The sequence below is a fragment of the Polynucleobacter sp. UB-Tiil-W10 genome, from assembly GCF_018881605.1.
Lineage (GTDB): Bacteria > Pseudomonadota > Gammaproteobacteria > Burkholderiales > Burkholderiaceae > Polynucleobacter.
The window spans coordinates 43,865-68,986 of the sequence record NZ_JACVPZ010000001.1; the positions used below are offsets into that span (position 1 = coordinate 43,865).

At 45.7% G+C, this 25,122-nt stretch carries 23 protein-coding genes and 2 tRNA genes; 8 read left to right on the plus strand and 17 right to left on the minus strand.

Annotation, left to right across the window (positions count from 1 at the left end; genetic code table 11):
- Positions 1 to 13: 13 nt before the first annotated feature.
- The 3 genes from ICN33_RS00160 to acs form a co-directional block, all read right to left on the minus strand.
- Positions 14 to 1,147 (minus strand): glycosyltransferase family 2 protein, encoded by a 1,134-nt coding sequence (locus tag ICN33_RS00160; RefSeq protein WP_255530461.1) that lies wholly within the window; start codon positions 1,145 to 1,147, stop codon positions 14 to 16.
- 296 nt (positions 1,148 to 1,443) lie between these two features.
- A tRNA-Ser gene (locus tag ICN33_RS00165) sits at positions 1,444 to 1,534 on the minus strand.
- 58 nt (positions 1,535 to 1,592) lie between these two features.
- Positions 1,593 to 3,566 carry an acetate--CoA ligase gene (gene acs / locus ICN33_RS00170; RefSeq protein WP_216193403.1) on the minus strand — a complete coding sequence of 658 codons (1,974 nt, stop codon included), beginning with the start codon at positions 3,564 to 3,566 and terminating at the stop codon, positions 1,593 to 1,595.
- A 187-nt stretch (positions 3,567 to 3,753) separates the two neighbouring features.
- On the opposite strand from acs, the gene ICN33_RS00175 reads away from it, so the two are divergent.
- The 5 genes from ICN33_RS00175 to ICN33_RS00195 are packed head-to-tail and all read left to right on the plus strand — an operon-like array spanning position 3,754 to position 7,930.
- Positions 3,754 to 5,277: a fumarate hydratase gene (locus tag ICN33_RS00175; RefSeq protein ID WP_216193405.1), complete on the plus strand. Its 1,524-nt coding sequence runs from the start codon at positions 3,754 to 3,756 to the stop codon at positions 5,275 to 5,277.
- 37 nt (positions 5,278 to 5,314) lie between these two features.
- Positions 5,315 to 6,121 (plus strand): glutamate racemase, encoded by an 807-nt coding sequence (gene murI, locus ICN33_RS00180; RefSeq protein ID WP_216193407.1) that lies wholly within the window; start codon positions 5,315 to 5,317, stop codon positions 6,119 to 6,121.
- Entirely contained in the window at positions 6,118 to 6,816 is a 699-nt protein-coding gene (locus ICN33_RS00185; RefSeq protein ID WP_216193409.1) for an energy transducer TonB, read from the plus strand. The genes murI and ICN33_RS00185 overlap by 4 nt, the downstream gene beginning before the upstream one ends.
- A gap of 5 nt (positions 6,817 to 6,821) precedes the next feature.
- A complete protein-coding gene (locus ICN33_RS00190; RefSeq protein ID WP_216193411.1) occupies positions 6,822 to 7,514 on the plus strand; it encodes a MotA/TolQ/ExbB proton channel family protein in 693 nt (230 codons plus the stop codon).
- 2 nt (positions 7,515 to 7,516) lie between these two features.
- On the plus strand, positions 7,517 to 7,930 hold the full coding sequence (locus ICN33_RS00195) for a biopolymer transporter ExbD (RefSeq protein WP_216193412.1): 414 nt from the start codon (positions 7,517 to 7,519) through the stop codon (positions 7,928 to 7,930).
- A 4-nt stretch (positions 7,931 to 7,934) separates the two neighbouring features.
- On the opposite strand, the gene ICN33_RS00200 is transcribed toward ICN33_RS00195, so the two are convergent.
- From ICN33_RS00200 to ICN33_RS00215, 4 genes are all read right to left on the minus strand, one after another.
- A complete protein-coding gene (locus tag ICN33_RS00200) occupies positions 7,935 to 8,387 on the minus strand; it encodes a hypothetical protein (protein WP_255530466.1) in 453 nt (150 codons plus the stop codon).
- Between the two features lie 86 nt (positions 8,388 to 8,473).
- Positions 8,474 to 10,636 carry a bifunctional diguanylate cyclase/phosphodiesterase gene (locus ICN33_RS00205; RefSeq protein ID WP_216193414.1) on the minus strand — a complete coding sequence of 721 codons (2,163 nt, stop codon included), beginning with the start codon at positions 10,634 to 10,636 and terminating at the stop codon, positions 8,474 to 8,476.
- A gap of 86 nt (positions 10,637 to 10,722) precedes the next feature.
- Entirely contained in the window at positions 10,723 to 11,832 is a 1,110-nt protein-coding gene (locus tag ICN33_RS00210) for an FIST signal transduction protein (RefSeq protein ID WP_216193416.1), read from the minus strand.
- Between the two features lie 98 nt (positions 11,833 to 11,930).
- Positions 11,931 to 12,019, minus strand: a tRNA-Leu gene (locus tag ICN33_RS00215).
- 135 nt (positions 12,020 to 12,154) lie between these two features.
- Between ICN33_RS00215 and ICN33_RS00220 the strand changes: the two genes are divergently transcribed.
- From ICN33_RS00220 to purU, 3 genes are all read left to right on the plus strand, one after another.
- Positions 12,155 to 14,614: a penicillin acylase family protein gene (locus ICN33_RS00220; RefSeq protein ID WP_216193418.1), complete on the plus strand. Its 2,460-nt coding sequence runs from the start codon at positions 12,155 to 12,157 to the stop codon at positions 14,612 to 14,614.
- 86 nt (positions 14,615 to 14,700) lie between these two features.
- On the plus strand, positions 14,701 to 15,105 hold the full coding sequence (locus tag ICN33_RS00225) for a surface-adhesin E family protein (RefSeq protein ID WP_216193420.1): 405 nt from the start codon (positions 14,701 to 14,703) through the stop codon (positions 15,103 to 15,105).
- Positions 15,106 to 15,558: 453 nt separating this feature from the next.
- Positions 15,559 to 16,413 (plus strand): formyltetrahydrofolate deformylase, encoded by an 855-nt coding sequence (gene purU, locus ICN33_RS00230; RefSeq protein ID WP_216193422.1) that lies wholly within the window; start codon positions 15,559 to 15,561, stop codon positions 16,411 to 16,413.
- Between the two features lie 18 nt (positions 16,414 to 16,431).
- Here the strand turns inward: purU and soxA are convergent, their stop codons facing one another.
- The 10 genes from soxA to ICN33_RS00280 form a co-directional block, all read right to left on the minus strand.
- Complete coding sequence (gene soxA, locus ICN33_RS00235; RefSeq protein WP_216193424.1) at positions 16,432 to 17,214, minus strand: sulfur oxidation c-type cytochrome SoxA; 783 nt, start codon at positions 17,212 to 17,214, stop codon at positions 16,432 to 16,434.
- Positions 17,211 to 17,540 carry a thiosulfate oxidation carrier complex protein SoxZ gene (locus ICN33_RS00240; RefSeq protein ID WP_216193426.1) on the minus strand — a complete coding sequence of 110 codons (330 nt, stop codon included), beginning with the start codon at positions 17,538 to 17,540 and terminating at the stop codon, positions 17,211 to 17,213. Before ICN33_RS00240 ends, soxA begins: the two co-directional genes overlap by 4 nt.
- Positions 17,537 to 18,013, minus strand: coding sequence for a SoxY-related AACIE arm protein (locus ICN33_RS00245; RefSeq protein ID WP_216193434.1), 477 nt, complete (start codon positions 18,011 to 18,013; stop codon positions 17,537 to 17,539). Before ICN33_RS00245 ends, ICN33_RS00240 begins: the two co-directional genes overlap by 4 nt.
- A gap of 10 nt (positions 18,014 to 18,023) precedes the next feature.
- Complete coding sequence (gene soxX, locus ICN33_RS00250; protein ID WP_216193435.1) at positions 18,024 to 18,464, minus strand: sulfur oxidation c-type cytochrome SoxX; 441 nt, start codon at positions 18,462 to 18,464, stop codon at positions 18,024 to 18,026.
- Between the two features lie 27 nt (positions 18,465 to 18,491).
- Positions 18,492 to 20,708, minus strand: a complete 2,217-nt coding sequence (locus ICN33_RS00255; RefSeq protein WP_216193436.1) for a molybdopterin cofactor-binding domain-containing protein — start codon at positions 20,706 to 20,708, stop codon at positions 18,492 to 18,494.
- A gap of 10 nt (positions 20,709 to 20,718) precedes the next feature.
- On the minus strand, positions 20,719 to 21,168 hold the full coding sequence (locus ICN33_RS00260; protein WP_216193437.1) for a (2Fe-2S)-binding protein: 450 nt from the start codon (positions 21,166 to 21,168) through the stop codon (positions 20,719 to 20,721).
- A gap of 157 nt (positions 21,169 to 21,325) precedes the next feature.
- A complete protein-coding gene (locus ICN33_RS00265) occupies positions 21,326 to 22,471 on the minus strand; it encodes a M20 family metallopeptidase (protein ID WP_216193439.1) in 1,146 nt (381 codons plus the stop codon).
- Between the two features lie 6 nt (positions 22,472 to 22,477).
- Positions 22,478 to 23,185, minus strand: a complete 708-nt coding sequence (locus ICN33_RS00270; RefSeq protein ID WP_216193441.1) for an ABC transporter ATP-binding protein — start codon at positions 23,183 to 23,185, stop codon at positions 22,478 to 22,480.
- Positions 23,186 to 23,187: 2 nt separating this feature from the next.
- Complete coding sequence (locus ICN33_RS00275) at positions 23,188 to 23,982, minus strand: ABC transporter ATP-binding protein (RefSeq protein ID WP_216193442.1); 795 nt, start codon at positions 23,980 to 23,982, stop codon at positions 23,188 to 23,190.
- Positions 23,979 to 25,121 carry a branched-chain amino acid ABC transporter permease gene (locus ICN33_RS00280; RefSeq protein WP_216193444.1) on the minus strand — a complete coding sequence of 381 codons (1,143 nt, stop codon included), beginning with the start codon at positions 25,119 to 25,121 and terminating at the stop codon, positions 23,979 to 23,981. The genes ICN33_RS00275 and ICN33_RS00280 overlap by 4 nt, the downstream gene beginning before the upstream one ends.
- Position 25,122 lies beyond the last annotated feature (1 nt).

Below are 25,122 nucleotides of genomic sequence, written 5' to 3' on the forward strand. Positions count from 1 at the left end.
TTAGGCAGATTGCTCACTTGGTACCCCAGTTTTTTTTAAGATTAAAGAACTCAGAGAAGTAACCATAAACACAGGCTGGCTGCAATATCAACCCATAAGCAAAGACATAGAAGAAAAATCCAAATACATTAGCCCGCACTTTGAGATGCTCTTTTTCAAACATCTTGCGGCTTTTAGAGAACATATATAAGTTGAGAGCTAGTGCCATAGGCAAAACGGAAAGAGTCATGGGACCTACAATCCAAAAAATTCCAAAACAAGCAAGCACTAAACCAGGAATAAATCCAAGGGCATAAGCAATATCCATCAAGGGGAATAACGTATTCCACCAAATATAGATGGTAGATAAACGGGGTTTTAGGAGAATCATTGGGTTCACTTTAAAAGCCTCAATGAGCCCTCGAGACCAACGTTGTCTTTGCTTAATGAAAGCATTTAGTGTTTGTGGACAATTAGTAAATGCAATGGCATCTTCTGCATGACCGACCCGATAACCAGCAAGCAGGAGCTTCCAAGTGAGCACGATGTCTTCACCCACCATCTCTGGCCAACCCCCTATCTCATTCAATGCCTTCCTGTCGTACAAGGAAAACGCTCCTTGAGCAACTAATGTGCCCTGAAATAAAGACTGAATGCGTTTGATACTAGCGATACCCAAAAAATAATCCCACTCTTGGGCTTTGGTGATCCAATTTACTCTTGAGTTTCTAATGAGAATTTCACCTGCTACTGCTCGGGTATTGGCTGGATCAGACATATAGCGACCCACCAAATTCTTGATGGCGTCAACATGCAGATAGCTATCGGCATCCACAGAAATAATAATATCAGTGATAGACATTTTTAAACCATGGTTTAACGCTGCAGCTTTCCCGCCATTTTTAACTAAGCTAACGAGTTCTATGTTGGAATATATATCTTGATTTGACTTAATGGCATCCACCGTCCCATCGGAAGAACCATCATCTATAACGATTACACGAACTGAGCCATGGTAATTTTGTCGAGCGATTCCTTCCAATGTGGAGCCTATAAAGCCCTCCTCATTAAAAGCTGCAATCAAAATCGTAATGTCTGGATTCTTTTGATCCTCAATAACTGACGGTCTTTTATCCAATAGCAAAGATACGAATACAAAGGCGTTCATACACCCAGGAATAATAGCAATGAAGGTTATTAAGAAGAATGCTAAGAACGGGCCCACGTGGACCGAAAGGTCTTGGTACCAAGGTTGAGAGTACCAAACAGAAAAACATCCCCAAGCCAGTCCAATAATTGAGGCGATTACGAATTTGCTACGGACTGGTAGGTATATTGCCATACACACTTTATTGATCTGTGAAAATTAGTATAGCGCCGCCCAAATGACCGCTGACTGTTATTCACTGACAGCAGACTGTTGAGGGTAAAGAAAAACCACCCGAAGGTGGTTCTGGTATTGCTTGGCGGAAGGGGCGGGATTCGAACCCGCGGTAGGCTATTAACCTACGCACGCTTTCCAGGCGTGTGACTTAAACCGCTCATCCACCCTTCCGGAAACCATGATTATACGTTTGCCGAAAGGGTTTGCTCCAAAAGCTGCTGTGTACTGCTTACAGCGACTCTTTGAGCTGGTCCAGGATATGGGGATTTTCGAGGGTGGAGGTGTCTTGAGTCACCTCTTCGCCTTTAGCAATCACACGCAAGAGACGGCGCATGATCTTGCCAGAGCGGGTCTTCGGCAAGTTATCGCCAAAACGCACATCCTTAGGTTTGGCAATTGGGCCAATCTCTTTACCTACCCAATTGCGCAGCTCAGTCGCAAGCTTCTTAGCCTCATCACCTGTTGGGCGACCGCCTTTAAGCACCACGAATACGCAAATTGCTTCGCCAGTCAACTCATCCGGACGACCAACTACTGCGGCCTCAGCAACCAATGGATTAGCTACCAAGCAAGATTCAATCTCCATGGTTCCCATGCGGTGACCGGAAACGTTCAAGACGTCATCGATACGACCGGTAATAGTGAAGTAACCAGTATCTTTATTGCGGATTGCGCCATCACCTGCAAGATACAAAGTGCCACCCAATTCTTCTGGGAAATAAGATTTCACAAAACGGTCTGCATCATTCCAGATCGTGCGAATCATGGAAGGCCATGGACGTTTTACTACCAAGATACCGCCTTGGCCATTAGGAACGTCTGCACCAGCCTCATCCACAATCGCCGCCTGAATACCCGGCAATGGTAGCGTGCATGAGCCTGGAATCATTGGTGTTGCGCCTGGCAATGGTGAAATCATGTGACCACCAGTTTCGGTTTGCCAGAAAGTGTCTGCGATTGGGCAGTTGGAATTACCAACATGTTCGTAGTACCACATCCATGCTTCTGGATTGATTGGCTCACCAACAGAACCTAAGAGACGTAATGATGACAAATCGTAGCTCTTTGGGTGCACTGCTTCATCATTACTTGATGCTTTGATCAATGAACGAATGGCGGTTGGTGCCGTATAGAAGATTGATGCTTTGTGTTTTTGGATCATGTCCCAGAAACGGCCAGCATTTGGATAGGTTGGAACACCTTCAAATACGATCTCAGTAGCGCCAACTGCAAGTGGGCCATAAGTAATATAGGAGTGACCTGTTACCCAACCAATGTCGGCAGTACACCAGAACACATCGTTTGGCTTGATATCAAAGGTCCACTTCATTGTGAGAATAGCCCACAAGAGATAGCCGCCAGTAGAGTGCTGCACACCCTTTGGCTTACCAGTTGAACCGGATGTGTAAAGAATAAATAAAGGATGCTCTGCGCTTACCCACTCTGGCTCGCAAGTCGTTGCTTCATTCACTACGATCTCTTGCATCCAAACGTCGCGACCAGCCTGCATAGTGACATCAGTACCAGTACGCTTGCTAACGATGACATGCTTCACCTTAGGGCACTCGCCAGTAGATAGGGCTTCATCACAAATCGCTTTTAATGGCAATGCTTTGCCGCCACGGAATTGGCCATCAGCAGTAATCACTGCTACTGCGCCCACGTCCATGATGCGATCACGCAATGCTTGGGCAGAGAACCCACCAAACACAACAGAGTGAATTGCACCGATACGGGCACATGCCTGCATGGCAACAATGCCTTCGATGGTCATTGCCATATAAATAATGACGCTGTCGCCGGACTTAACGCCCATCTTGCGCAGTGCATTTGCCATTTTGCAAACGCGCTCAAGCATCTCTTGATACGTTACTTTGGTAACAGTACCGTCATCCGCTTCAAAAATGATGGCAGTCTTATCGCCTAAGCCAGCTTCAACTTGACGATCTAAACAGTTGTATGAAGCATTGGTTGTGCCATCTTCAAACCATTTATAGAAAGGCGCTTTAGATTCGTCCAAAACCTTGGTAAAGGGCTTTTTCCAATAGATATTCTCTTTAGCAAGACGACCCCAGAAACCGTCGTAATCTTTTTCAGCCTCAGCACAAAGCTTGTTATAGGCTTCCATGCCTGGAATTGCCGCATTCTTTACAAAGTCAGCAGGTGGGTTAAAAACGCGGTTTTCTTGCTTTAATGGTTCCATGCTTCAAAGCCCTCTATCTAATAATCAATAATCTAAAATCAACTACAAATGCGAGAAAATGTCGCAAAATGACAGTTTTACACCCTCAAGACCTTAGAAGATAAGTGAAAACACTTGGGATTTGCTCTATGGCAAACCCTTAAAATAGGGCAAACCTTACTAATAATGTGGAAATAAGCCTAAAACCATGACCAATATCAAACAAAACGACCTCATTCAAAGCGTTGCAGACGCATTTCAGTTCATCTCCTACTACCATCCTAAGGACTTTATTACTGCCATGGGCAAGGCGTATGAGCTGGAACAGGGTCACGGCGCAAAAGATGCGATTGCTCAAATTTTGACCAACAGCCGGATGTGTGCCGAAGGCCATCGACCAATGTGCCAAGACACTGGCATCGCAGTGGTGTTCCTGAAGATTGGTATGAATGTGCAATGGCCTGACGCAACGATGAGCGTCAGTGACATGGTGAACGAAGGTGTGCGTCGCGCTTACCTCAATCCCGAAAACATGTTGCGCGCTTCTGTATTGGCAGATCCAGCAGGCAAGCGTAAAAACACCGGTGACAACACTCCGGCAGTCATCCATTACGAAATCGTTCCTGGCGATGATGTAGAAGTGATTTGTGCAGCCAAAGGCGGCGGCTCAGAAAACAAGGCCAAGATGGTCATGCTCAACCCTTCCGATTCGATTGTTGATTGGGTTCTCAAAACCGTTCCCACTATGGGCGCAGGCTGGTGCCCTCCTGGCATCCTAGGCATTGGTATTGGCGGTACACCAGAAAAAGCCATGCTCATGGCAAAAGAATCTTTAATGGGTCCAGTCGACATTCAGGAACTGATTGCTCGCGGAGCTAAGACTCGCGCTGAAGAACTACGCTTAGAACTCTATGAAAAAGTAAACAAACTGGGCATTGGCGCTCAAGGCCTAGGTGGCTTGGCTACTGTTCTTGACATCAAGATCATGGAATACCCAACCCATGCCGCTTCCCTGCCCGTTGCCATGATTCCGAACTGTGCAGCAACTCGTCACGTACATTTCCATTTGCATGGCGATGGTCCAGCAAAACTAGAGACCCCTTCCCTCTCCGATTGGCCTGATGTCACTTGGACACCAGATGTTCAAAAATCCAAACGCGTGAATTTAGATACCCTCACTGCCGAAGAAGTGGCGAGCTGGAAACCAGGACAGACCTTACTACTCAACGGCAAAATCTTGACAGGTCGTGACGCTGCACATAAACGTATTCAAGACATGCTTGCTAAGGGCGAAGAATTACCAGTGAGCTTTAAGAACCGCGTGATTTATTACGTTGGTCCAGTTGATCCAGTACGCGACGAAGCGGTTGGTCCAGCAGGCCCAACTACTGCAACTCGCATGGATAAGTTCACCGAGATGATGCTTGCTAAAACTGGCTTGATTTCCATGATTGGTAAAGCAGAGCGTGGACCTGAAGCGATTGAGGCCATTAAGAAACATAAGTCGGCCTACTTAATGGCTGTTGGTGGTGCCGCTTACTTAGTATCTAAAGCCATTCAAACTTCTAAGGTAGTTGGTTTTGCCGACTTAGGCATGGAAGCCATTTATGAGTTTGATGTGAAAGATATGCCAGTGACTGTCGCAGTGAACTCAGAGGGCATTTCTATGCACAATGAAGGTCCGCGCGAATGGCAGGCCAAGATTGCTGGTATTCCAGTGAAGATTGCTTAATTTCATTACTTCTTAATCAGCGACTACTGAGCAAATATTGGCACTTATTGGGGTTTTCGATTCTGGCGTTGGGGGTTTATCCATTTTGGATGAGGCTCTGCGTCAGCTACCCCAACATCACTATATTTATCTCGCTGATTCTGCCAATGCTCCTTATGGTGAAAAGACCAGTGAATGGATCGCAGATCGCAGCTTAAATCTTTGCAGATATCTAGCTAGCAAGGGATGTGACGCCATTGTGATTGCTTGCAATACTGCAACGGCTGAAGCTATCAAACAAATTCGGGAGGCGATTGCTATTCCAATTATTGGGGTTGAGCCAGGCATTAAGCCAGCCGCCATGCAATCGCAGAATAATATTGTGGGCGTTCTCGCTACAGAAGCAACCCTTAAAAGTGACAAGTTCATTGCTTTACTCAATACGCTGCCAAATGATTGTCAGTTCATCAAACAAGCTGGTGCAGGATTGGTTCAGTTAATAGAGTCCGGCCAAGCCGATAGCGTAGATACGCTTGAGCTATTAGCCAAACATCTTGAGCCTATTCAGGATGCGGGGGCTGACACCTTGGTACTAGGATGCACGCACTATCCCTTTTTGAGAAAGTCCATCCGAAAACTGCTTGGTGAATCCATCACACTGATAGATACCAGTGATGCCGTTGTCAGACAACTGAAGAGACAGATTGATTTGCTTAAAACAGAAAGTGGAAATAAAGAATTTGGTTCGGTACTATTTCTGAGTAGCAAGAATGAAGCGTCGTTACTGTCAATGGCACAAGATTTAATGTCTGCAGATTTAACTTCACATGCCGTTGAAGCTCGCATCCTAGGTGAAGTGAGATGAGCGCTTTTCTGAAAAAATTGGATTCCTATATTCCGTTCAACAAAACGGAACGCATCATTATTGGCATCGTCCTCCTGCTGCACGCCCTCCCTGCTCTTGAGTTTTTACACTTTAGTACGCGCTCTCCGCAAATGGATGATGCGCGCGTCATGGCAAATTTAGTGAGCCCGGAAGCTGCACAAAGCCAACAACCCCCTGCTGCTGCTCCGCCAAAACCCAAAGAAGAAAAGAAAGTGGTTCAGGAGAAGCCAAAGGAAAAGCTGACGGAAAAGCCCAGTCCAACCCAGACCCAACCGCCAACCCCCGCAAATCAAGCTCAAAGTAAATCTGAATCTCAATCGCAATCTCAGACTCAGAATGCTGCTGTTGCCCCTGCAACCGGTGGTGGCACAAGCGGCACACCAATTCAGACTGACATTGGTAAACTGGTAGTGGTTTACCAGCCAGATGCAGATGCTTATTACCCCTCATTTTCTAAGCGATCCGGCGAACAAGGGGCAGTGGTAGTGCGCTTAATTATTGATGAGACTGGTAGCGTAGAAGATGTAGCATTACTGCAGTCAAGCACATTTCCTAGACTTGATCGTGCCGCTACGGATATCGGTAAACGCTATCGCTTTAAACCTTTTTTAGTAAATGGCTCACCCCAAAGAATTTCGACCAATCTTTTAATTAAATTTAATCTCAAGAATTAATCAATATGAATACACCATTTGGCATAGCAAATCTCTGGCTTGAGGGCGATCTGATTACCCGATTTGTGGCGCTTGCCCTACTAACCTGCTCGATTGTGACTTGGGTGATCTTATTAACTCGACTATGGGATTTGCGTAACCTGCGCAAACTTAAACCTGAGCTCGAGCAATTTTGGCGCGCTACTTCTTTTGATCAAGGCTTGCAAGCCTTTAGTAATCATGCCGTCAATCCTTATTATCAAATTGCGAAGCTGGCAACGAAGGCGTCAGCGCATCACCAAAGCCAGTCCACCAATCACCGTGAATTGCTGCAAACATTGAACTACTCTGAGTGGATGGCAAGAAGCGTGAAAAATAGTGTTGATACCATTGCCGCCGGATTGCAAAAGGGTCTGACTTTCTTGGGCTCTACTGGCGCTATCGCACCATTTATTGGTCTATTTGGTACCGTCTGGGGAATCTATCACGCCTTGATCTCTATCAGCAGCTCTGGAAGCGCACAGATTGATCAAGTGGCTGGCCCTATTGGGGAGGCGCTCATCATGACTGCGCTTGGATTGGCCGTGGCGATCCCTGCAGTTCTAAGCTTTAATGCCATCAATCGCGCTAATAAATTATTTGTTGCCGACCTCAATCGTTTTGGCAATGACTTATTGGCTTACTTTGTTACAGGTGCCCGCGTTAATTCCGGGGAATAACGATGTCTTTTCATATTCAAGACGACCAAAACGACGATAGCATCATGTCGGAAATCAATATGACACCGATGGTGGATGTCATGTTGGTGCTATTGATTATTTTCATCATCACCTTACCCGTCATTCAACAGGCAGTGAAGGTGGAATTGCCCAAGGCCAATAGCGTACGCAATGAAGTGAAGCCTGAGTCAGTGCAACTTTCAATTGATGCCGCTGGAAAAATCTTCTGGAATAGCACGCCGATTGATTTAAAAACCTTTGATGGGTATGCAGAAAAAGCCGCTCAGAAAGATCCACAGCCAGAAATCAATTTACGTGCCGATAAGTCTGTGAAATATGAATATGTTGCACAAGTGCTAGCAGCCTCTAGGCGAGCAGGTTTAACTAAGCTGGGCTTTGTGACGGAGCCAGATTAAGGCTTTAACGCCCCTTAGCAGGCAAGCAGCTCTCTTCGCTAGTCCGAGTTCCGTTACCGAGATTACTGCCCAAGATTCCCCCTTGAATTGTCTCGACTTTTTTTAACTTACCAGTCACTTGATTTAGGGTAAGCAGAGTCGTTACCGTACCTGCAGGATAGGCAATGCCTGCCAATATCTCAGGCTCAAAATGGGCATCAATCAGCATCACAATATTGGGCGGGGTAATGTGAACATTTTTCACAAGCTGGGACCCATTCCCATCAACTTGGTCTAAGTCTCTGCCGTCAAGATAGATCTTGGCCTTGGATAACTTGGTAGCCACTACCAACTTCATTTCATACTCTTCTGTGAAGTCTTTTTCTGCTCTCTTGCAGTCAAACACGAGCGTCTCGGTGGCCATAGCCAACCGGAACGGAGCAACCATGAAGAGAAATACTAAAAGATAGAGTTTCATTACTAAATATCTGTGTGTATCTTTGTATATCTGCTTGTGCCTGTGCATCACTCCAATATTGAAGAAATACGAACAGAGAGGCCGTATTACTGGAGCGAGTTAACCAATGATTGAAAGTTCTCTTCGCTTAAAGGCTTGCCATAGAGATAGCCTTGATAAAAACAGCAACCCTCTGCAAGGAGGTAATCGCGCTGCTCAATAGTTTCTACACCTTCGGCAACGACATCCAATTTTAAGGTTTGAGCTAACGATAATATCGAGCGAATGATAGCGCGATCTCCCTCATCCCAAGCAATATCGAGAACAAAACTTTTATCAATTTTGAGCTCATCAAGTGGCAAGCGCTTCAGGTAGCTTAGCGATGAATAACCGGTGCCAAAGTCATCCATTGAAAATTTAATACCCAATTCTCTCAAGACATTCATTGTGCCGATCACTGCATCAACATCCTCCAGCAAGAGGCTTTCTGTCAGCTCCAACTTGAGTAATTTAGGATTAATTCCCGCAGCACTGACTGCGGACTTCACCATTTCAATAAAGTTTTCTTTCCTAAATTGCTTTGCACTGATATTTACTGATAAAACCAAATTCTGAGTGCCTTCATCCTGAGACCATCTCCTCAATTGCGCACAAGCGCCCTTCAGCGCCCATTCACCAATGGAAATAATGAGCCCAGCTTCCTCTGCTATCGGAATAAATATATCCGGAGAAATCACCTCTAAATCCACTGGGCTCCAACGCAACAATGCTTCTGCACCAATGACTTTGCCTAACTGATCGACTTGAGGTTGATACATCAAACTCAATTCACCCTTATCCATTGCCCTCTTTAAGCTGGCCTCCATGGTAATTTTTTCGGTAAATTGAATATGCATCGCATCATTAAAAAAGCGCACAGTATTTCGGCCGGCAGCTTTAGCTTGGTAAAGCGCTAAATCAGCCTCTTTTAGCAATTCATTGGTACCTTGAGTCTTATCAGAAAACAAGGTGATTCCAACGCTAGCAGTAGTAGTGTGAATAATCCCATTCAAATTGACTGGCTCTGAAATACTTTTATGCAACTTGTCCGCGATGAGATTGAGTGCATGCATGGCATTTTCGGCATTGGATCCCAAATCAGGGATTAAGACAATGAATTCGTCTCCTCCAAGCCTCGCAGCAGTATCCATCTCGCGCAAGTTGCTTCTTAAGCTCTGAGCTACTGCCATCAATACTTGATCGCCCATATCATGGCCTCGAGTGTCATTGATTGACTTAAATCGATCAATGTCAATCAATAGAACCGCGCCGTATACATGGTTACGTGAAGCTGCAATACGAGCCTGATTCAAACGATCCAGCAAGAGGCGTCTATTGGGCAAGTTAGTCAGTGGGTCATAGTAAGCGAGCTCTAAAATCTTCCGCTCTGCTTCTCTTGGATCGCTAGTATTTGAGTAAATACCAATGTAGTGAGTATGAGTGCCATCCTCACCTTTCACGGCAGAAATCGATAACCATACCGGAACAGTGCGCCCCTCTTTATTTCGGTTCCAAACGCTTCCTTCCCACTTCCCTTCTGTTGAAACCGCCTCCCATAAGTTACGATAAAAAGCTTCATCGTGATATTCAACAGATTTAAAAATAGAAGTATTTTTTCCAACCAGTTCCTCGGCTAGATAGCCGGAAATTTTTTCAAAGGCCGTGTTCACTCGCAATATAGTGCCTAGATGGTCAGTCACAATCATGCCATCGCTAGATTGGAATGCAACCGAAGCAATTCGCAACTCTTCTTCCGCTTTTTTTCTGATCGTAATATCTTCGGAAAAAAAGATTAAGCCGCCAACAGCGCCATCTGAATGCATCCAAGGCCTGATCTCCCAGCGAATCCATCCACAACTACCATCAGGATAAATAATTCGATCCTCATTACAGCATGCCGATTCTCCGAGTAAGCACTTTTGATGCAGTCGCTTATTCTCTTCGGAAATATTAGGCGAAATCTCGTAATAACTTTTGCCGATAATATCAATGCCCTCTATTTTTCGATCTTCAAGCCAACGTCGACTCGCGTAGAGGTATCGCATTTGACTATCCAGCATCACGATGCCTGTCGGGGCATTTTCAATAAAAAGCTGTAATTGCTTATTAACGCCGGTCAATTCTTGTGCTGTTACTTCAACGGCATTTTCTAGCAAGCGGCGTTCGCGATCTACCTGATGGTAGGTTTCATTCACGACATTAACAAATGCTAGCCAATGCTCATCATTCATCGCTGCAATTTCAGGGAAACTTCTAAATTGCCGCTTTAAGAGTCGGTGCTGGTTTTTTATCTCAAAGCCCATATCAAAGAATTGCCTTATTCCGATAACAGCGTGAGGGTTGTGGTTTGATTATGTAGGGCGCAGGTGGCCGGCTCAAAAGGAGCAATTTCACCATAAGAATAAAAGCCAAACACTGTCGTTTTTGCACCCAATATCGACTGAATCGCCTCTATCTCTTCGCCTGCAATCTGATCCATCACCAGACGCCTGCCAACGCAGCTGACCACCAAGCATAGGGAGTCTTGTGTACTTACTTCATGGTGTAGGTTGTTCGTCAAACTCACTGACGCGTCAATTAGCGAATCAATGTCTGTCTTCATGAGTTTGCACAAACTCCCCTGCGGCACACCTCCCGCAAAACTTAAACTCAGCTCGTCCCAATTGACTCCCAACAAAGTGCGAACGTATGATCGCCCCATGGAAGTATCGGTTACAGAAAGAGGAAAACGTAAGCCGCTTCCAGGAAGCTCCGTGGAAAGATCACCCAAATACTTGGTATAGATTTCTAAGGCAGGTCTATGGTCTATCTCATAAACAACGCTTCCTTCAGCCCGAGTTACCCTGCGCTCAGGACCAAACTCCCGCCAACCTGTAGAGAATCCATAGGAAACGTTCAGGTCCCCATAAAAACCAATCAATGCAATCTGATGCTGCTTTGCTGGCCCATTTACCATCACCCAAGAGGTTTTAAAGCGATCGGCATCTCCTGCCAAACCACCAGTAACAGGAACATCTAATACGTTTAGTGTTTTAGTTAGTTCAGAGCCGCTGATCGATAAACCATCTGAAAGTACGAACAAATGCTTTGGCTTAGAATCAGAAAATTCTTGAGACAAGCGACCAACTGCTGACCCAACATCTTCATTGCCTTCAATAAAAGCATTTTTAACTAATACTCGGGTTGCTGAAAATGAGATGGCTGACAAAATAATATCTCGATCAGATATTCGATCTCCGCAAATATTTCCAGAAGAAGAGCAACCTACAATTTCAGCAGATGGAAAAAAAGATTTGATCTCGTCGTAACATTGAGCCTCTTTAAAGAAAGGATGCTCGGCATATACGATGACCAGATTGACCTCTGGGTGCAGAGATAGGTCGCCCCATCCCTGAGATTCAGTCCACCGGTAGGTATTTACTTTCATTAGTTCATTTTATACAACGAAAGCTACTTTTTTTACTTAAATTCAAGGATAAAAAAGTGGATCGCGCGCTTTACCAAAGCGGAAGGAAGTAATTCTCATGGTGCCCGAGGCCGGAATCGAACCGGCACGACTTTTTTGAGTCGGCAGATTTTAAATCTGCTGTGTCTACCGATTTCACCACTCGGGCTCGCACTAGCAATAAAGCAGTGCTAAATAAATCAAGACAAGCGAAATTTTAGCATGCAAGCCCCTTTGTAGCCCCCTGAACTCCTTTTGGGCCCTGATCCAACGCTGAGCCCAATAAAGCATCTAAAATGTTTCCATGAATTTTCCGGCAAAATCATCTGGGTTTAGCAAGCTTGTGCGGGCCAGCCTATGGCTAATAGGTCTATGTCTGACGGCGGGTTTAGCATTCACTGTCGCCTATTTATATTCTGCACAATCCCATATCTCGGGCAAGCGGACTATTAGAGGGCTAGGCGATTCCATAGCCATCACTTTTGATGAGGCCGATATTCCCCACATTAAGGCCAAAAGTCAGGCAGACGCCTACTTTGCCTTAGGCTATTTGCATGCCAGCGAGCGCTCCTGGCAAATGGAAATGAATCGTCGCATTGCTAGTGGGCGACTTTCAGAAATCTTGGGCAATGACACGGTAAAAATTGATCGCTTTGTCCGTACCCTAGGCGTCAAGCGTGCAGCAGAGCACCAATTTGATCGCTACCCCGTTTCTGCCAAGCGACTACTTCAAGCCTATGCTGATGGCGTAAACGCTGGCAATGCTCAATTAGGATGGGCTCTCCCGCTTGAGTATCTTTTGACAGGATCAAAACCCGGACATTGGTCTCCAACAGATAGTGTTGCCTGGATGCTGATGATGGCTTATGACCTAGGGGGCAATTGGCAGAAAGAATTGCAAAGACTGGAACTTTCTCAATACCTCACAACCAAACAAGTCTGGGAGGTGCTCCCACCCTATGAGTCTAGTGAGCCAGTCAGCAATATGGATTTTTCCAAACTGTATCGCGATCTGAGAGTCTTTAACCCAATTCCAGGCCAAACTGAAAGTAAATCTCAAAACTTACCAGCAACCGAGTTAAGTCAATGGGATCAAATGGGTGGAAAAGATGGCATCGGATCCAATAACTGGGCTCTGAGCGGAAAATTAAGCGCCACTAGCAAGCCATTGCTGGCCAACGACCCTCACCTAGGTCTGTCTGCCCCGGCCATCTGGTATTTTGCCCATCTTGAAGCGCCAGGCCTCAATATCATTGGCGGAACTTTGCCTGGTATACCGGCCATTATTTTGGGAAGAACGGATAAATTCGCTTGGAGCTTTACGAATACCGGTCCGGACGTTCAAGATTTATACATTGAGCAAATTGATCCGAAGAATCCTGGAATGTATCGAGGTCCTGATGGGCCCCTTCCTTTTAAGGTGCATCAAGAGATCATTGATATCAAAGGGGCTCCGCCCCTTACCTTCCTGGTAAAAGAAACTCGGCATGGCCCCGTTATCTCCGATTCTTATGCAAGAGCTAAGCGTGCGATTGACACTGAACATTTTGCTCTCGCATTACGCTGGACTGCACTCGACAATGAAAACCAGTCTGTTGCAGGTTTACTAGAAATGAATCGCTCTACAGACCTCGATCAATTCAAGCAAGCACTGCGAAAAAATTACGCCCCAATGCAAAACGTAGTGATGGCAGATAACGAAGGCAATATTGCTTATCAAGCAGCTGGTATTGCTCCTAAAAGAATTCTGCATCAAGGGCTATATGGTGTAGCCCCGGCACTAGGCTGGGATCGACAATACGATTGGAATGGCTATGTACCCTTTGAGCAGCTTCCCGCTAGCAATAATCCTGAGCAAGGCTGGATTGCGACAGCCAATCAAAGAATCGTCGCTGCCAATGATCCTAACCCTCTAACGGGCGACTGGGATTTACCAACACGCTACGACCGCATTGTTGACCTCATCAAATCAAAGAATGTTCATACCTTAGACGATATGAAAACCATGCAAGGCGACACCCTATCGCTTGCAGCTACACCACTATTGGAGTTATTTAAATCTAGTCAAGGCTCACATCCTTTGAGCGCCAAGGCAATGGAAATGGGCAGAAGCTTTGATGGCGATATGAAAGTAGATAGCGCAGCTGCCCTTCTCTTTAACGCTTGGGCTGATCAACTAACGCGTAATCTTTTTGCTAGATTAGGTTATCTGTTTTTAGAAAACTATGGGGCACGTAACTACCGCGCCCCACTTTTGCTGCAAGTTAAAAATCCTAATAGCCCATGGTGCGATGATCCCAAAACACAGCAGATTGAATCCTGCCAAGATTCCTCCAATAATGCGCTTGATAAAGCCTTGGTCTATTTAAGTAAAGAATATGGTGACGATCCCAAAACTTGGGCTTGGGGTAAGGCGCACATTGCCATTTCCGAACATCGCCCTCTGAGCAAGATACCGTTTCTTGGCGACCTATTTAATATTAAAACTCCTTTCCCCGGTGACAGCTTCTCGATTAATGTGGGCAGACTAGAGTTATCGCAGTCTGAAAACCCGTATGAGACTTTACAGGCTCCTAGCTTAAGAGCAATCTATGATTTATCGGATCTTGAAAAATCCCTCTTTGTATATCAAACAGGTCAATCAGGATGGGTACAAAGCAAGCTATATCGAAATATGAACCCTCTTTGGGCAACAAATCAATATCTGCCGTTGCAGATGAAGCCTGAGAAAAGTAATCGCCAGCTTGAATTGAGTAATAAGTAGACAAGCCCCCTTATATTGGCGATTAGTGCCATTGGCGTTTAAAATGGCTTATCAATGTCAATAGCCATTACCAAGGACTTCATCACATGAAAATTATCGCCACCCTGCTCGCAATTTGTTCCGCATTATTGGCAAGCAGTAATGCTATGGCTGCCTGGCAAGAAATTGGTAAAAATGATCAGTCAACCGTTTTCGTGGATACCGCCACTATTCAAACACAGGGAAATCTGGCTCAGATCGTGTCGATGTTGGATTTTAAAAAGCCTGGCCAAGATCCTGCGACCAAAGAGACTGTAAATTCCATTATTGGCTTGAATGAATACGATTGCAGCACTGGAAAATATCGTCCGATTGAGTTCAAAGTATTTACTGGCAATCGCGGCAAAGGCAAAGTAGTCGTAGACCAAAAAACATCTGATAGTGTTTTTGATACCATTCCAAATGGCTCATGGGCCGCTGGAGTATTTAACGTTGCTTGCGGAAAAAAATAAGCTCTTTCCTCTTGAGATTGGGTGCTTTATCAGAATCCATAGCAGCCTATGTCTCTGTTTTCTGACTATTTTTTTTCTATCTGCCTGTGCTGCGCCGCTAGCATTCCTCAGTAGTTCGAGTTCCGCGGCAGCCAGCAGCATTGGATCAGCTGCAGTTGCTAACCCCGCCACTGCCGCGAGTTTGGCTTCCACCGCAGCAACAGGAAAATCTCCCCTGGAACACGCAGCTTCAGCAGCCACCAAAAAGGAGTGTAGCTTTTTTAACGTCATTGGCTCAAAACCAATATGTATCGAAGTGGTACTACCAACCATCACCGATAAAAGTGAGCCTCTACTGGGACCTACAGAGTCCCCAAAAAATACCGCCCAGCAATAGATTGATGGTTTTCCCTAGCAAGCGATCGGGAACAGTCTAAAATTGGTCTTTTACCAGCATTACCTTAACAATTGAACATGTCTACAGAAAACTACTACCTCACACTGACTTGCCCCAACAAACCCGGCATTGTTGCTGCGGTTTCTACCTATATATTTGAGCTGGGTGGCGATATTGAAGAGGCACAACAGTTTGATGACAAAGCATCCAAGCGTTTTTTTATGCGCGTTAGCTTTAGCTGCCCTGCAAACGTAGATTCTCTCCGAGCTGGATTTCTGGAAATTGCTAAGCGTTTTGAGCTAACTTGGGAATTACGCGCTGTAAAAGATCTCAAACGCGTATTAATCATGGCATCAAAGCTAGACCATTGCTTAGTTGACCTACTCTACCGCTGGCGCATTGGTGAATTGCCAATGATTATTTGCGGAATCGTCTCCAATCATCCACGCGAGGTCTATGCCAGTATCGATTTTGCCGACATTCCGTTCTACCATTTACCAGTCACTCCCGATACCAAGCCTGCTCAAGAAGCCAGACTTCTTGAAATCGTTGCTGAGTCTAAGGTGGATATGGTGATTCTGGCGCGCTATATGCAAATCTTGTCCGATGACTTATCGACCAAGCTCTCTGGCCGCTGCATTAACGTGCACCATTCATTCTTGCCAAGCTTTAAAGGCGCCAAGCCGTATCACCAGGCCCATGCTCGCGGCATCAAACTGATTGGCGCTACGGCCCATTTTGTTACCAGCGACTTAGATGAAGGTCCAATCATTGAGCAGGATGTCACTCGCGTTACGCATGGTGATACACCAGATGATTTGGTACGCAAGGGTCGTGATTTAGAGCGTGCCGTTCTTTCAAGAGCTTTGCGCTACTACCTGCATGATCGCGTCCTCATTAATGGCGCAACTTCTGTAGTTTTCTCAGACTAATTAAATCAACGTGATTGATTAAGGTCTCACCCCTGGAGATTCCAGGGGTAGACCTCTAGCGCGCCACATCAGAAACAACTCCAGCTGAGCCATTTCTGGTGAGCCGTACTCAAACTGTTGGGCTCTCACGCCGCTCATGCAATTGCGGAGGCGACGTTGCAAAGAGCCTAAGGTTTGCCACTCCAAACGATAAATAGGATAAGCATTTGGATGTCCTTGCGGTATTGGGCTGCCGCCTAACTTTAGACCAGCTCTATCTTCATGGCATTGTGCGCAAGATAAATTGAGTTGACCCATGCGTTCATTAAATGCCTGTCGACCTTTTTTTAAAAAAGGTGCATTGGCTTTGGTTTCGCTAACGGCGATTGGCATTCCTTTGGATTGAAAGGCAATAAAAGCTGTCAAAGCCAAAAGGTCTTTACTCTCGTAAGCCAATGCGGGAGAAGATTGCGCGCCTACTCGGCATTGATTGATCTGTCCCTCCAAGGTCTGCAACTTACCTTTAACTAACTTTGGATATTGCGTCGCTACACCCCGCATCGATTTTTTGGCATCGCCATGGCAAGTACTACAAGATTTATTCTGCGGCCCCATTTTTTGCTGCCACAAAGCTTCACCATCACCAACCCAAAACATGGCAGGGTTTAATGAGGAATCGTCCTGCATCGCTTTGTTTTCTGCAGACATCAACTCATAACTGGATTGCTGTAGCGAAGGCGCTGCATTTACTACCCCTATAGAAAAGAGGCTAGCAAGTATGAGATAAATACTGCTTAGAAGAAGAGATGCTTGCTTGTTCACGAAACAGTAATGCGAGCCTGGTTAATTGCCTCATATCCATCATCCCCTACCCACTTAAACTCGAGGGTTCCGGACTCTACCGCGACAGTGGTAAAGATCATTAAAGGATTAGCACCAATGCCCGAGTAAAAGTCTGCTTTAAATACTTCGACGGTGTTGTAAGTGCAGGTAAAGGTGCGAATAATATCCCGAGGAATGAGTTTGCCGCCCTCGGTATAGCGAAAACCTGACTCCATATCGTGTTGTGCGATCGCGCGGATCTCAATGATGGAATCTTTTTTTGCCGTCGCCGGCATCGTGATAGATGTGCGGGAGGTTTTACTCATACCATCTCCGTGCAAGCTGAAAGGGTTACCAAAGTTTCAGCGGAGCCCTGCCAAAAACTACCATTATTCATTTGCGCAATCGCCCAGACTCTCTGACTATCAGCCAAACGAACGCGAGTCGTAATGTTTGCCGTGCCAGATCTTGGGCTGAGGTAAACGGTGAAGATATTGGGCAAAGGATTTCCCTCTGCAATAACATGAATGGTCTTAACGTAATCATTGGCCGTCATGGGACTATCTACGCTCACTTTCAGTACCACTAAATTCCCATTCTCTACCAGCGGTGGTATCACCAAAGTTACCTTACCCTCCCGAATAGATGCGCCACCGGTGATTTTTTTAATGGCTTCATCCGCTTCTTCCTTCTTGGCAAAAGCAGTCATAGGGTTTAGACAAAATCCCAAGGCTAGTAAGCCAAGACCCTGGACTTGCCTAAGCCAATGTCGACGATGGTTATGAATGATTTTCTTCATCTAGTTTCAGTTAGTTTGAATTATTTAAGGTCATCAAGAAAGCAACAACATCCTCTATCTCTTGGCCATTCAATATCGTTTGACCAGCAAACTTCGGGGCTACACGATTCAGATTGCTAGTTTGATAATAGGCTGGCATGATGGTTTGCGGATTAAAGTAAGCCGCATTGACAATACGCGCCCTTAATTGAGGTGCATTTAAACGGGCAGCACTCGCTTTAAGCTCTGGCGCCAAGCTTCCCTGAAAACGCTCTTCTGGAAACGGCCCGCTATGACACAACAAACATAAACCCGTTTGACGACTAGCCACAATTGCCCTGCCACGCACTGGGTCACCAGGATTAGTAGAAAGGGATTCGAAAATCGAATCCCCCGTTATTGCTTGAGCGTTTGCAGTGCTGAAATTGAGGATGCCTAGCAATAAAAACGCTAATGCGATCCCCTTTTTCATCGACACAATTTCACTATGAGCGAACTCTTAAATCAACGTGATGCCGCTATTTTTCAACGGCACCGTACGCAGGCGTTTACCAGTTGCACGATAAATCGCATTAAGAACGGCTGGTGCAGCTACTGCAATCGTTGGCTCCCCTACTCCACCCCAGTCCTTACCGCCACCTTGAATGATGATGGTTTCGACCTTAGGCATCTGATAGAGGCGAATCGAGTTAAAGGTATCAAAGTTCTTCTGAACCACCGCACCATTTTCGAGGGTGATTTCTTCCTCGAATAAAGCGGATAAGCCGTAAACAAATGAACCAGATACTTGACGTTCAATTTGCGCAGGGTTCACTGCATAACCTGGATCGGTTGCAGCAACAATGCGATGAATCTTTACTTCGTTACCGTTTTTAACGGAAAGCTCACAAGCTGCGGCAACATAACTGCCAAAAGATCGCATTTGCGCAATGCCACGGTAAACACCTGGTGCAGCGGGCTTAGTCCAACCGATTCCATCAGCTACCGCATTAAGCACTGCTAACGCGCGGGGGTACTTTTCCATATGCTTGCGACGGAACTCTACTGCATCCATACCTGTAGCTTCAGCCATCTCATCCATGAACGTTTCAATAAAGATCGCGTTTTGATTGACGTTCACACCACGCCAGAATCCAGGTGGCACGTGAGTATTGCGCATCGCGTAATCAATATTCAGATTTGGGAAGCTATAGGTAATACCATGCTCGCCGGTTGGGTCCACACCCTGAAATGCCAGTGGATCCTTGCCCTTATTTGCCTCTACTACCGCTGGACGTACTGCAGCCAAAATAGACTGGCCAGATAAACGCATATTGACCGCTGTGACATTCTTCTTATCATCGATGGCAGCAGACATTTTGCACATCATTACCGGATGGTAGCGACCTTGGGTCATGTCTTCTTCACGCGTCCAAATCAACTTGATCGGAGTGCCCGGCATTTGTTTAGCAATGTTCACCGCTTGTGTGGTGTAGTCCTGGAATGCACCACGACGTCCAAAGCCACCGCCAAGATTTACTTTGTAAACATTACATTTTTCTGCAGGCAGTCCAGAAGCAGCAATCACGGCTGCTAGTGATGCTTCACCGTCTTGGGTTGGAACCCATGCTTCGCAGGAGTCAGCAGTCCACTTTGCAGTAGCTGTTTGTGGCTCTAAGGTTGCATGATTTAAGAATGGATAGAAATAGGTAGCTTCTAATTTTTTAGATGCTCCAGACATTGCCGCTTTGACATCACCATTGCTGTTGTGTTCAAAGGCATCATCTGCATTCAAGCCCTCTTCCAGCATCTTCTTAATAGAAGCACTAGAGACATTGGCATTGGATCCGTTACCCCAAACAATGTTCACTTGATCCATGGCGGTTTTAGCTTGCCAGAAAGTATCTGCAACGACTGCTACTGCTGAGTCGCCAACCTGAACAACTTTCTTGACGCCCTTCATCGACTGAGCCTTGGTGGCATCGTAGCTTTTCACCTTGCCACCAAATACTGGAGACTCTTTAATGTTGGCTACCAACATGCCTGGCATTTTTAAGTCAATTGCATATACCTGTCGACCAGTCACCTTGTCAGAAACGCCGTCGATACGATTGACGGGCTTGCCAATCAAGGTCCACTCTTTCGGATCTTTTAATGGCACATCTTTTGGCACTTCTAACTGTGAAGCAGCAACAGAAACTTTACCGAAAGTGGTCTTCTTGCCAGATGGAGTGTGTGTAATCACGCTATTTTGCGCAACACACTCTGACGCAGGCACATTCCACTGATTGGCTGCGGCCTGAATCAACATCATCCTAGCAGCAGCGCCACCTTTACGAACATACTGCTCTGAAGTACGAATACCACGGCTACCGCCGGTGGAATAACTGCCCCATACCTTATTACGTTTTAAATTTTCTCCAGGAGATGGATAGTCATAAGATACTTTTTTCCAATCACACTGTAATTCTTCAGCAACCATCTGAGCCAAACCAGTGATAGTGCCTTGGCCCATTTCAGAGCGAACAATACGCACAACAACATCATCATTTGGTTTAACCACAACCCATACACCAATCTCTGGGGTGGCTAAAGGAGTCATGGCAGTCGTGCCAGTACCCATGGCTGCATGCGCGGCAGACATAAAAGAAAGATCAAAGCCAATGGCCAAGCCAGTAGCAATTGCGCTAGAGCCAATAACAAAATGGCGGCGGGAAGTATTTGTATTTGTAGTCATGTCTTTCCCCTTAAGCCTTGCTTGCCGCATGAATAGCTGCGCGCACTTGCTGGAATGTTCCACAGCGGCAGATATTAGTAATGGATTCATCGATTTGAGCATCGGTAGGCTTTGGATTGTTACGCAACAAAGCAGTTGTTGCCATCACCATGCCAGATTGACAGTAGCCACACTGAGGTACCTGATTATCAACCCAAGCTTTTTGTACTCTCGAAAGCTGACCACTCTTCTCCAAGCTTTCAATAGTCTCAATCTTTTTACCTTCAGCAGCAGCTACAGGAATTGAGCAGCTACGAATAGCTTGACCTTCAAACAAAACTGTACAGGCACCGCACTGACCTACTCCGCAACCATATTTGGTGCCAGTTAACCCAACTTGTTCACGGATGACCCAAAGTAATGGGGTATCTGGATCTACATCCACCTTGTACTTTTTTCCGTTGACATTCAATTCGGCCATGAGTGCTCTCCTGTATTTTCTGAATTACTTCTTTTATTGTTTTAGGGGCACTTTTATACCCCTGCTGTTGGTGTGTTTATCTTAACCAAGAATTGATTTATTGCTTTGCAACATAAATTATGGAAAAGTGAACCTAAATAGACTCACTAGGCCAGATCTAGCACCCCTGCCAGTCGAGGATTAATTCAGAAAATAGCTGGGTTGCGTCAGTAATCTTGTCGACATAACAAAATTCATCTGTTTGATGAGCCATTTCTGGCTGCCCTGGCCCCAAGATGACAGTGGGCGGATTGCCAATGGCAGGCTTTAGTGCAGATGCATCAGTAAAGTAGGAGACAGTCTTCTCAATCGGACGGACGCCGTTGATCTTTTCACAAAAATCAAAAACACTTGCCATCCAAGGATCTGAAGCCGGCGTGAAAACGCCTTCAATATCAATAATGGTGTCTAAGCGCACTGACGGACCGAGCGCCTTACACAAGCAGCCGTAAATATGGGGGTGCTTTTGCCCTGCAACTGTTCGAATATCCAAAGTCATTTCAGCAGCATCAGGAACGGAATTGATATTGATACCCGATTTTGCGGTTCCCACATTCAGGGTACCTTGACCCATTAATGCATGAGCGGGGGTGTCAAATTCAAATTTTTCCAAGGTTAACGCTGCCTTGGCTAACTTATAAAAGGCATTATCACCACGCTCAGGCATTGAGCCATGAGCGGTGATGCCATCAGTAGAGGCTCTCAACCAATAAGCACCCTTATGGCCTAACAAAGGTTCATTTGCAGTTGGCTCGGCAACAATAAAACATCCCGCAGGTCCAAGAAAATCCACAATTTCCTGGTTAGTCACTAAATGAAATGCACCTTCACAGCCAGTTTCTTCACCCGCAGTAATAATTAAACTAACTCCTGCGCCCTGCTTTGCCGAGTCCGCCATCTTCATTGCAGCGATAATAAAAGCCGCTACACCACTCTTCATATCGCTTGAGCCGCGGCCATATAACTTACCATCCTCAATGACACCGGCAAATGGCTCGTATTTCCAGGGGCGCGCACCCAAGGGAACGACGTCGATATGCCCAGTAAAACAGATACTGGGTTTTTCAGAAGAGCAGGCACCAATCTTGGCAACCAAACTCATACGATGCGGAGCAAACTCAATCTTGCGACACTCATAACCAGCCGACTCCAAAAGCTTGGCTAGATATTCACAAACTTGATCCTCATTACCAGGAGGATTGATGGTATTAAAGCGAATGAGTTCTTGGGTTAATGCAACCGGATCGGGAAAGGGGTGTGTCATCTTCAATTATCCAAAATATGCCGCTTGTACTTCGGCGTTCTCAGCCAATGCAGTAGCACTTCCTTCGGCAACTACCTGCCCCTTAGAAATGACATACCCTCGATGGGCAATTGCCAGAGTTTGACGAACATTCTGCTCAACCAACAATACTGTCGTACCCATCTGGTTAATCTCTTTAATGATCTTGAAGTTTTCTTTTACAAACAAAGGCGAAAGCCCCAAAGAAGGTTCATCAAAAATCAGTAACTCGGGTGAGCTCATTAAGCTACGGCTGATAGCAAGCATGGCCTGCTCGCCACCCGACATAGTGCCCGCCAGTTGGTTGGAGCGCTCCGCCAAGCGAGGAAATAAATGCTTCACATGCTCGCGACGTTCTTCAATTACTTTCTTATCCGTTACCAAATAAGCACCAGCCGATAAATTTTCATCCACTGTCATACGCGGAAAGACACGACGCCCTTCTGGAACACATGCAATACCCGCCTCAATAATTCGATGCGTTGGTAGATGCGCAATATCTACTCCGTTAAACATAATCTTGCCGCGATTCGCTGGGGTCAATCCCAGGATAGATCGGATTAAAGTAGATTTGCCCGCTCCATTAGCGCCCAAGATGCAAGTGATTTCACCCTGCTCTACTTTGATGGACACATCCTCAAGAACATCGATTCGATCGTAAGCGGTGTATATGTGTTCAATCTCTAATAAGGCCATAATTATTCCTGCCCCAAATAAGCAACTTGCACTTCGCGATTATTCACAATTTCATCGTAAGTGCCCTCGGCAATCTTCTTGCCGTAGTTCAGAACAATGCAACGCTCAGTCATACGTTGTATTAAACCCATCTCATGTTCGATCAAAATAATCGTAAATGGCTTGATCTTGCTACGGACTTGCAAAATATCATCCATGACTTCTGCAGTCTCATCATGAGTCATACCAGCCGATGGCTCATCTAATAGCAATAAATCAGGCTGACTAATCAAAGCACGACAGATTTCAATACGACGGCGATCAATCATCGGCAGACTGGCAACTGGCTCAAATATTTTGTCGGCTAACTTAGGATTAAATGTGAGGAGCAGTTGTCTTACTTGCTCAACCAAGCCTTCGTATTCTTGCTTGAATTTTTCTCTCTGAAATAGATTAAAAATCAGCCCCGTATTGAGTCGGCGGTTATCCCCAATCGCAATATTGTCAAAGACCGTGAGAGGTAAGGATAGGCGCGAACGCTGGAAGGTGCGAGTAATCGCCTGCAGATACACCTGCTGAGCAGTGGCATCCGTTAAATCCTCTCCACGAAATGAAACATTTCCTGAGCTTGCTCGATACAGACCGGTAATCACATTGAAGAAGGTCGTCTTGCCTGAGCCATTTGGGCCTAACAAACCCAATACCTCGCCTTCGTTCACATGCAGATCTAATGAATCTAGTGCCGTTACTCCGCCAAAACGCATGGTGAGTTTATCTGCTACCAGAATACGATTCTTAGGGGATGTTGCAGAGCTCATTTCTGGCCTCCCGCTTTATTGCCTGGGAAATATTCTCTAATACGCCTTGGCAATAATCCATCTGGGCGGAAAAGCAGAATCAAGATCACCACGATCGCATATAGCAAGAAACGATACTCCTGAATAAATTGCAACTTTTCTGGAAGAATCACGACAATTGCCGCAGCAGGAATAATTCCCCAAGGATTGCCAATGCCACCCAAAATCACGATCGACACCAAAATCAACGAGTCGGCAAACGTAAAGTTATTCGGCGCGACATAAGCGGTCATCATTCCATAAAGCGCCCCTGCCATACCAGCAATGAAGTTACCCAAGGTAAACGCCACTACTTTCCAGTGCGCAATATTGACTCCAAATGTGGAGGCAGCAATTTCATCAGTGCGAACCATGTCCATACTTAAACCAATCCATGAACGCTCAAGATTGCGGGTAATTCTGAAGCTAGCAATCAATAAAACTAAGGCGATCAGTAAATAAGGAATGTAGAAAGAAAGTTCAAAACCACCAATATCTAAGCCGTCAGATAAATTCCAGCCAAAAATAGTTAATGGTGGAATTTTGAGACCTTGTGGGCCACCCAATGTATCGTTTACTTCCAAGAAATTACGGAACAAGATACCAAATGCAATCGTTACTAGAGCTGCATAGTGGCCGCGCGTTCTCAACACGGGGTAAATCAGTATGGAACCAATCAAGGCAGAGATCCCGGCTGCAATGAATAAAACAAGTAAGTGCGGAATAGCAGTATGCGTGGCCAAAATTGCAGCAGTGTAGCTACCGATACCAAAAAAAGCGGCACCTGCAAAGTTCACAATGCCTACGTAACCGAATTGAATATTTAAGCCTAGGCAAACAATGGAATAGATCAGCACTGTAGCCAGCATCAAAAGGGCAAAGTGCGAATTGTGGAACACCAGCATAGTGACCAATACACCTACAACCGCTGCGTAAGCTGGAAACTTAGGATGCTCTCTTACAGCGACTGCGAGCTTTTCCATCAAACCCATTTTTTTACCAACTAAGCTCACCACAAATGCGAGGACAACAAGGGCGCCAACTTCTAACTGATTTTCAGAGCCCAACAATAAAATGCTGTAGGCCAGACAAGCTACGAAGGTAGATATTAATAACTTCATA

Coding starts and splice junctions, on each gene's coding strand:
- ICN33_RS00160 (WP_255530461.1), bottom strand. CDS start 1,147: ATGAACGCCTTTGTATTCGTATCTTTGCTATTGGATAAAAGACCGTCA.
- acs (WP_216193403.1), bottom strand. CDS start 3,566: ATGGAACCATTAAAGCAAGAAAACCGCGTTTTTAACCCACCTGCTGAC.
- ICN33_RS00175 (WP_216193405.1), top strand. CDS start 3,754: ATGACCAATATCAAACAAAACGACCTCATTCAAAGCGTTGCAGACGCA.
- ICN33_RS00185 (WP_216193409.1), top strand. CDS start 6,118: ATGAGCGCTTTTCTGAAAAAATTGGATTCCTATATTCCGTTCAACAAA.
- ICN33_RS00190 (WP_216193411.1), top strand. CDS start 6,822: ATGAATACACCATTTGGCATAGCAAATCTCTGGCTTGAGGGCGATCTG.
- ICN33_RS00195 (WP_216193412.1), top strand. CDS start 7,517: ATGTCTTTTCATATTCAAGACGACCAAAACGACGATAGCATCATGTCG.
- ICN33_RS00200 (WP_255530466.1), bottom strand. CDS start 8,387: ATGAAACTCTATCTTTTAGTATTTCTCTTCATGGTTGCTCCGTTCCGG.
- ICN33_RS00205 (WP_216193414.1), bottom strand. CDS start 10,636: ATGAATGATGAGCATTGGCTAGCATTTGTTAATGTCGTGAATGAAACC.
- ICN33_RS00210 (WP_216193416.1), bottom strand. CDS start 11,832: ATGAAAGTAAATACCTACCGGTGGACTGAATCTCAGGGATGGGGCGAC.
- ICN33_RS00220 (WP_216193418.1), top strand. CDS start 12,155: ATGAATTTTCCGGCAAAATCATCTGGGTTTAGCAAGCTTGTGCGGGCC.
- ICN33_RS00225 (WP_216193420.1), top strand. CDS start 14,701: ATGAAAATTATCGCCACCCTGCTCGCAATTTGTTCCGCATTATTGGCA.
- purU (WP_216193422.1), top strand. CDS start 15,559: ATGTCTACAGAAAACTACTACCTCACACTGACTTGCCCCAACAAACCC.
- ICN33_RS00240 (WP_216193426.1), bottom strand. CDS start 17,540: ATGAGTAAAACCTCCCGCACATCTATCACGATGCCGGCGACGGCAAAA.
- ICN33_RS00245 (WP_216193434.1), bottom strand. CDS start 18,013: ATGAAGAAAATCATTCATAACCATCGTCGACATTGGCTTAGGCAAGTC.
- soxX (WP_216193435.1), bottom strand. CDS start 18,464: ATGAAAAAGGGGATCGCATTAGCGTTTTTATTGCTAGGCATCCTCAAT.
- ICN33_RS00255 (WP_216193436.1), bottom strand. CDS start 20,708: ATGACTACAAATACAAATACTTCCCGCCGCCATTTTGTTATTGGCTCT.
- ICN33_RS00260 (WP_216193437.1), bottom strand. CDS start 21,168: ATGGCCGAATTGAATGTCAACGGAAAAAAGTACAAGGTGGATGTAGAT.
- ICN33_RS00265 (WP_216193439.1), bottom strand. CDS start 22,471: ATGACACACCCCTTTCCCGATCCGGTTGCATTAACCCAAGAACTCATT.
- ICN33_RS00270 (WP_216193441.1), bottom strand. CDS start 23,185: ATGGCCTTATTAGAGATTGAACACATATACACCGCTTACGATCGAATC.
- ICN33_RS00275 (WP_216193442.1), bottom strand. CDS start 23,982: ATGAGCTCTGCAACATCCCCTAAGAATCGTATTCTGGTAGCAGATAAA.
- ICN33_RS00280 (WP_216193444.1), bottom strand. CDS start 25,121: ATGAAGTTATTAATATCTACCTTCGTAGCTTGTCTGGCCTACAGCATT.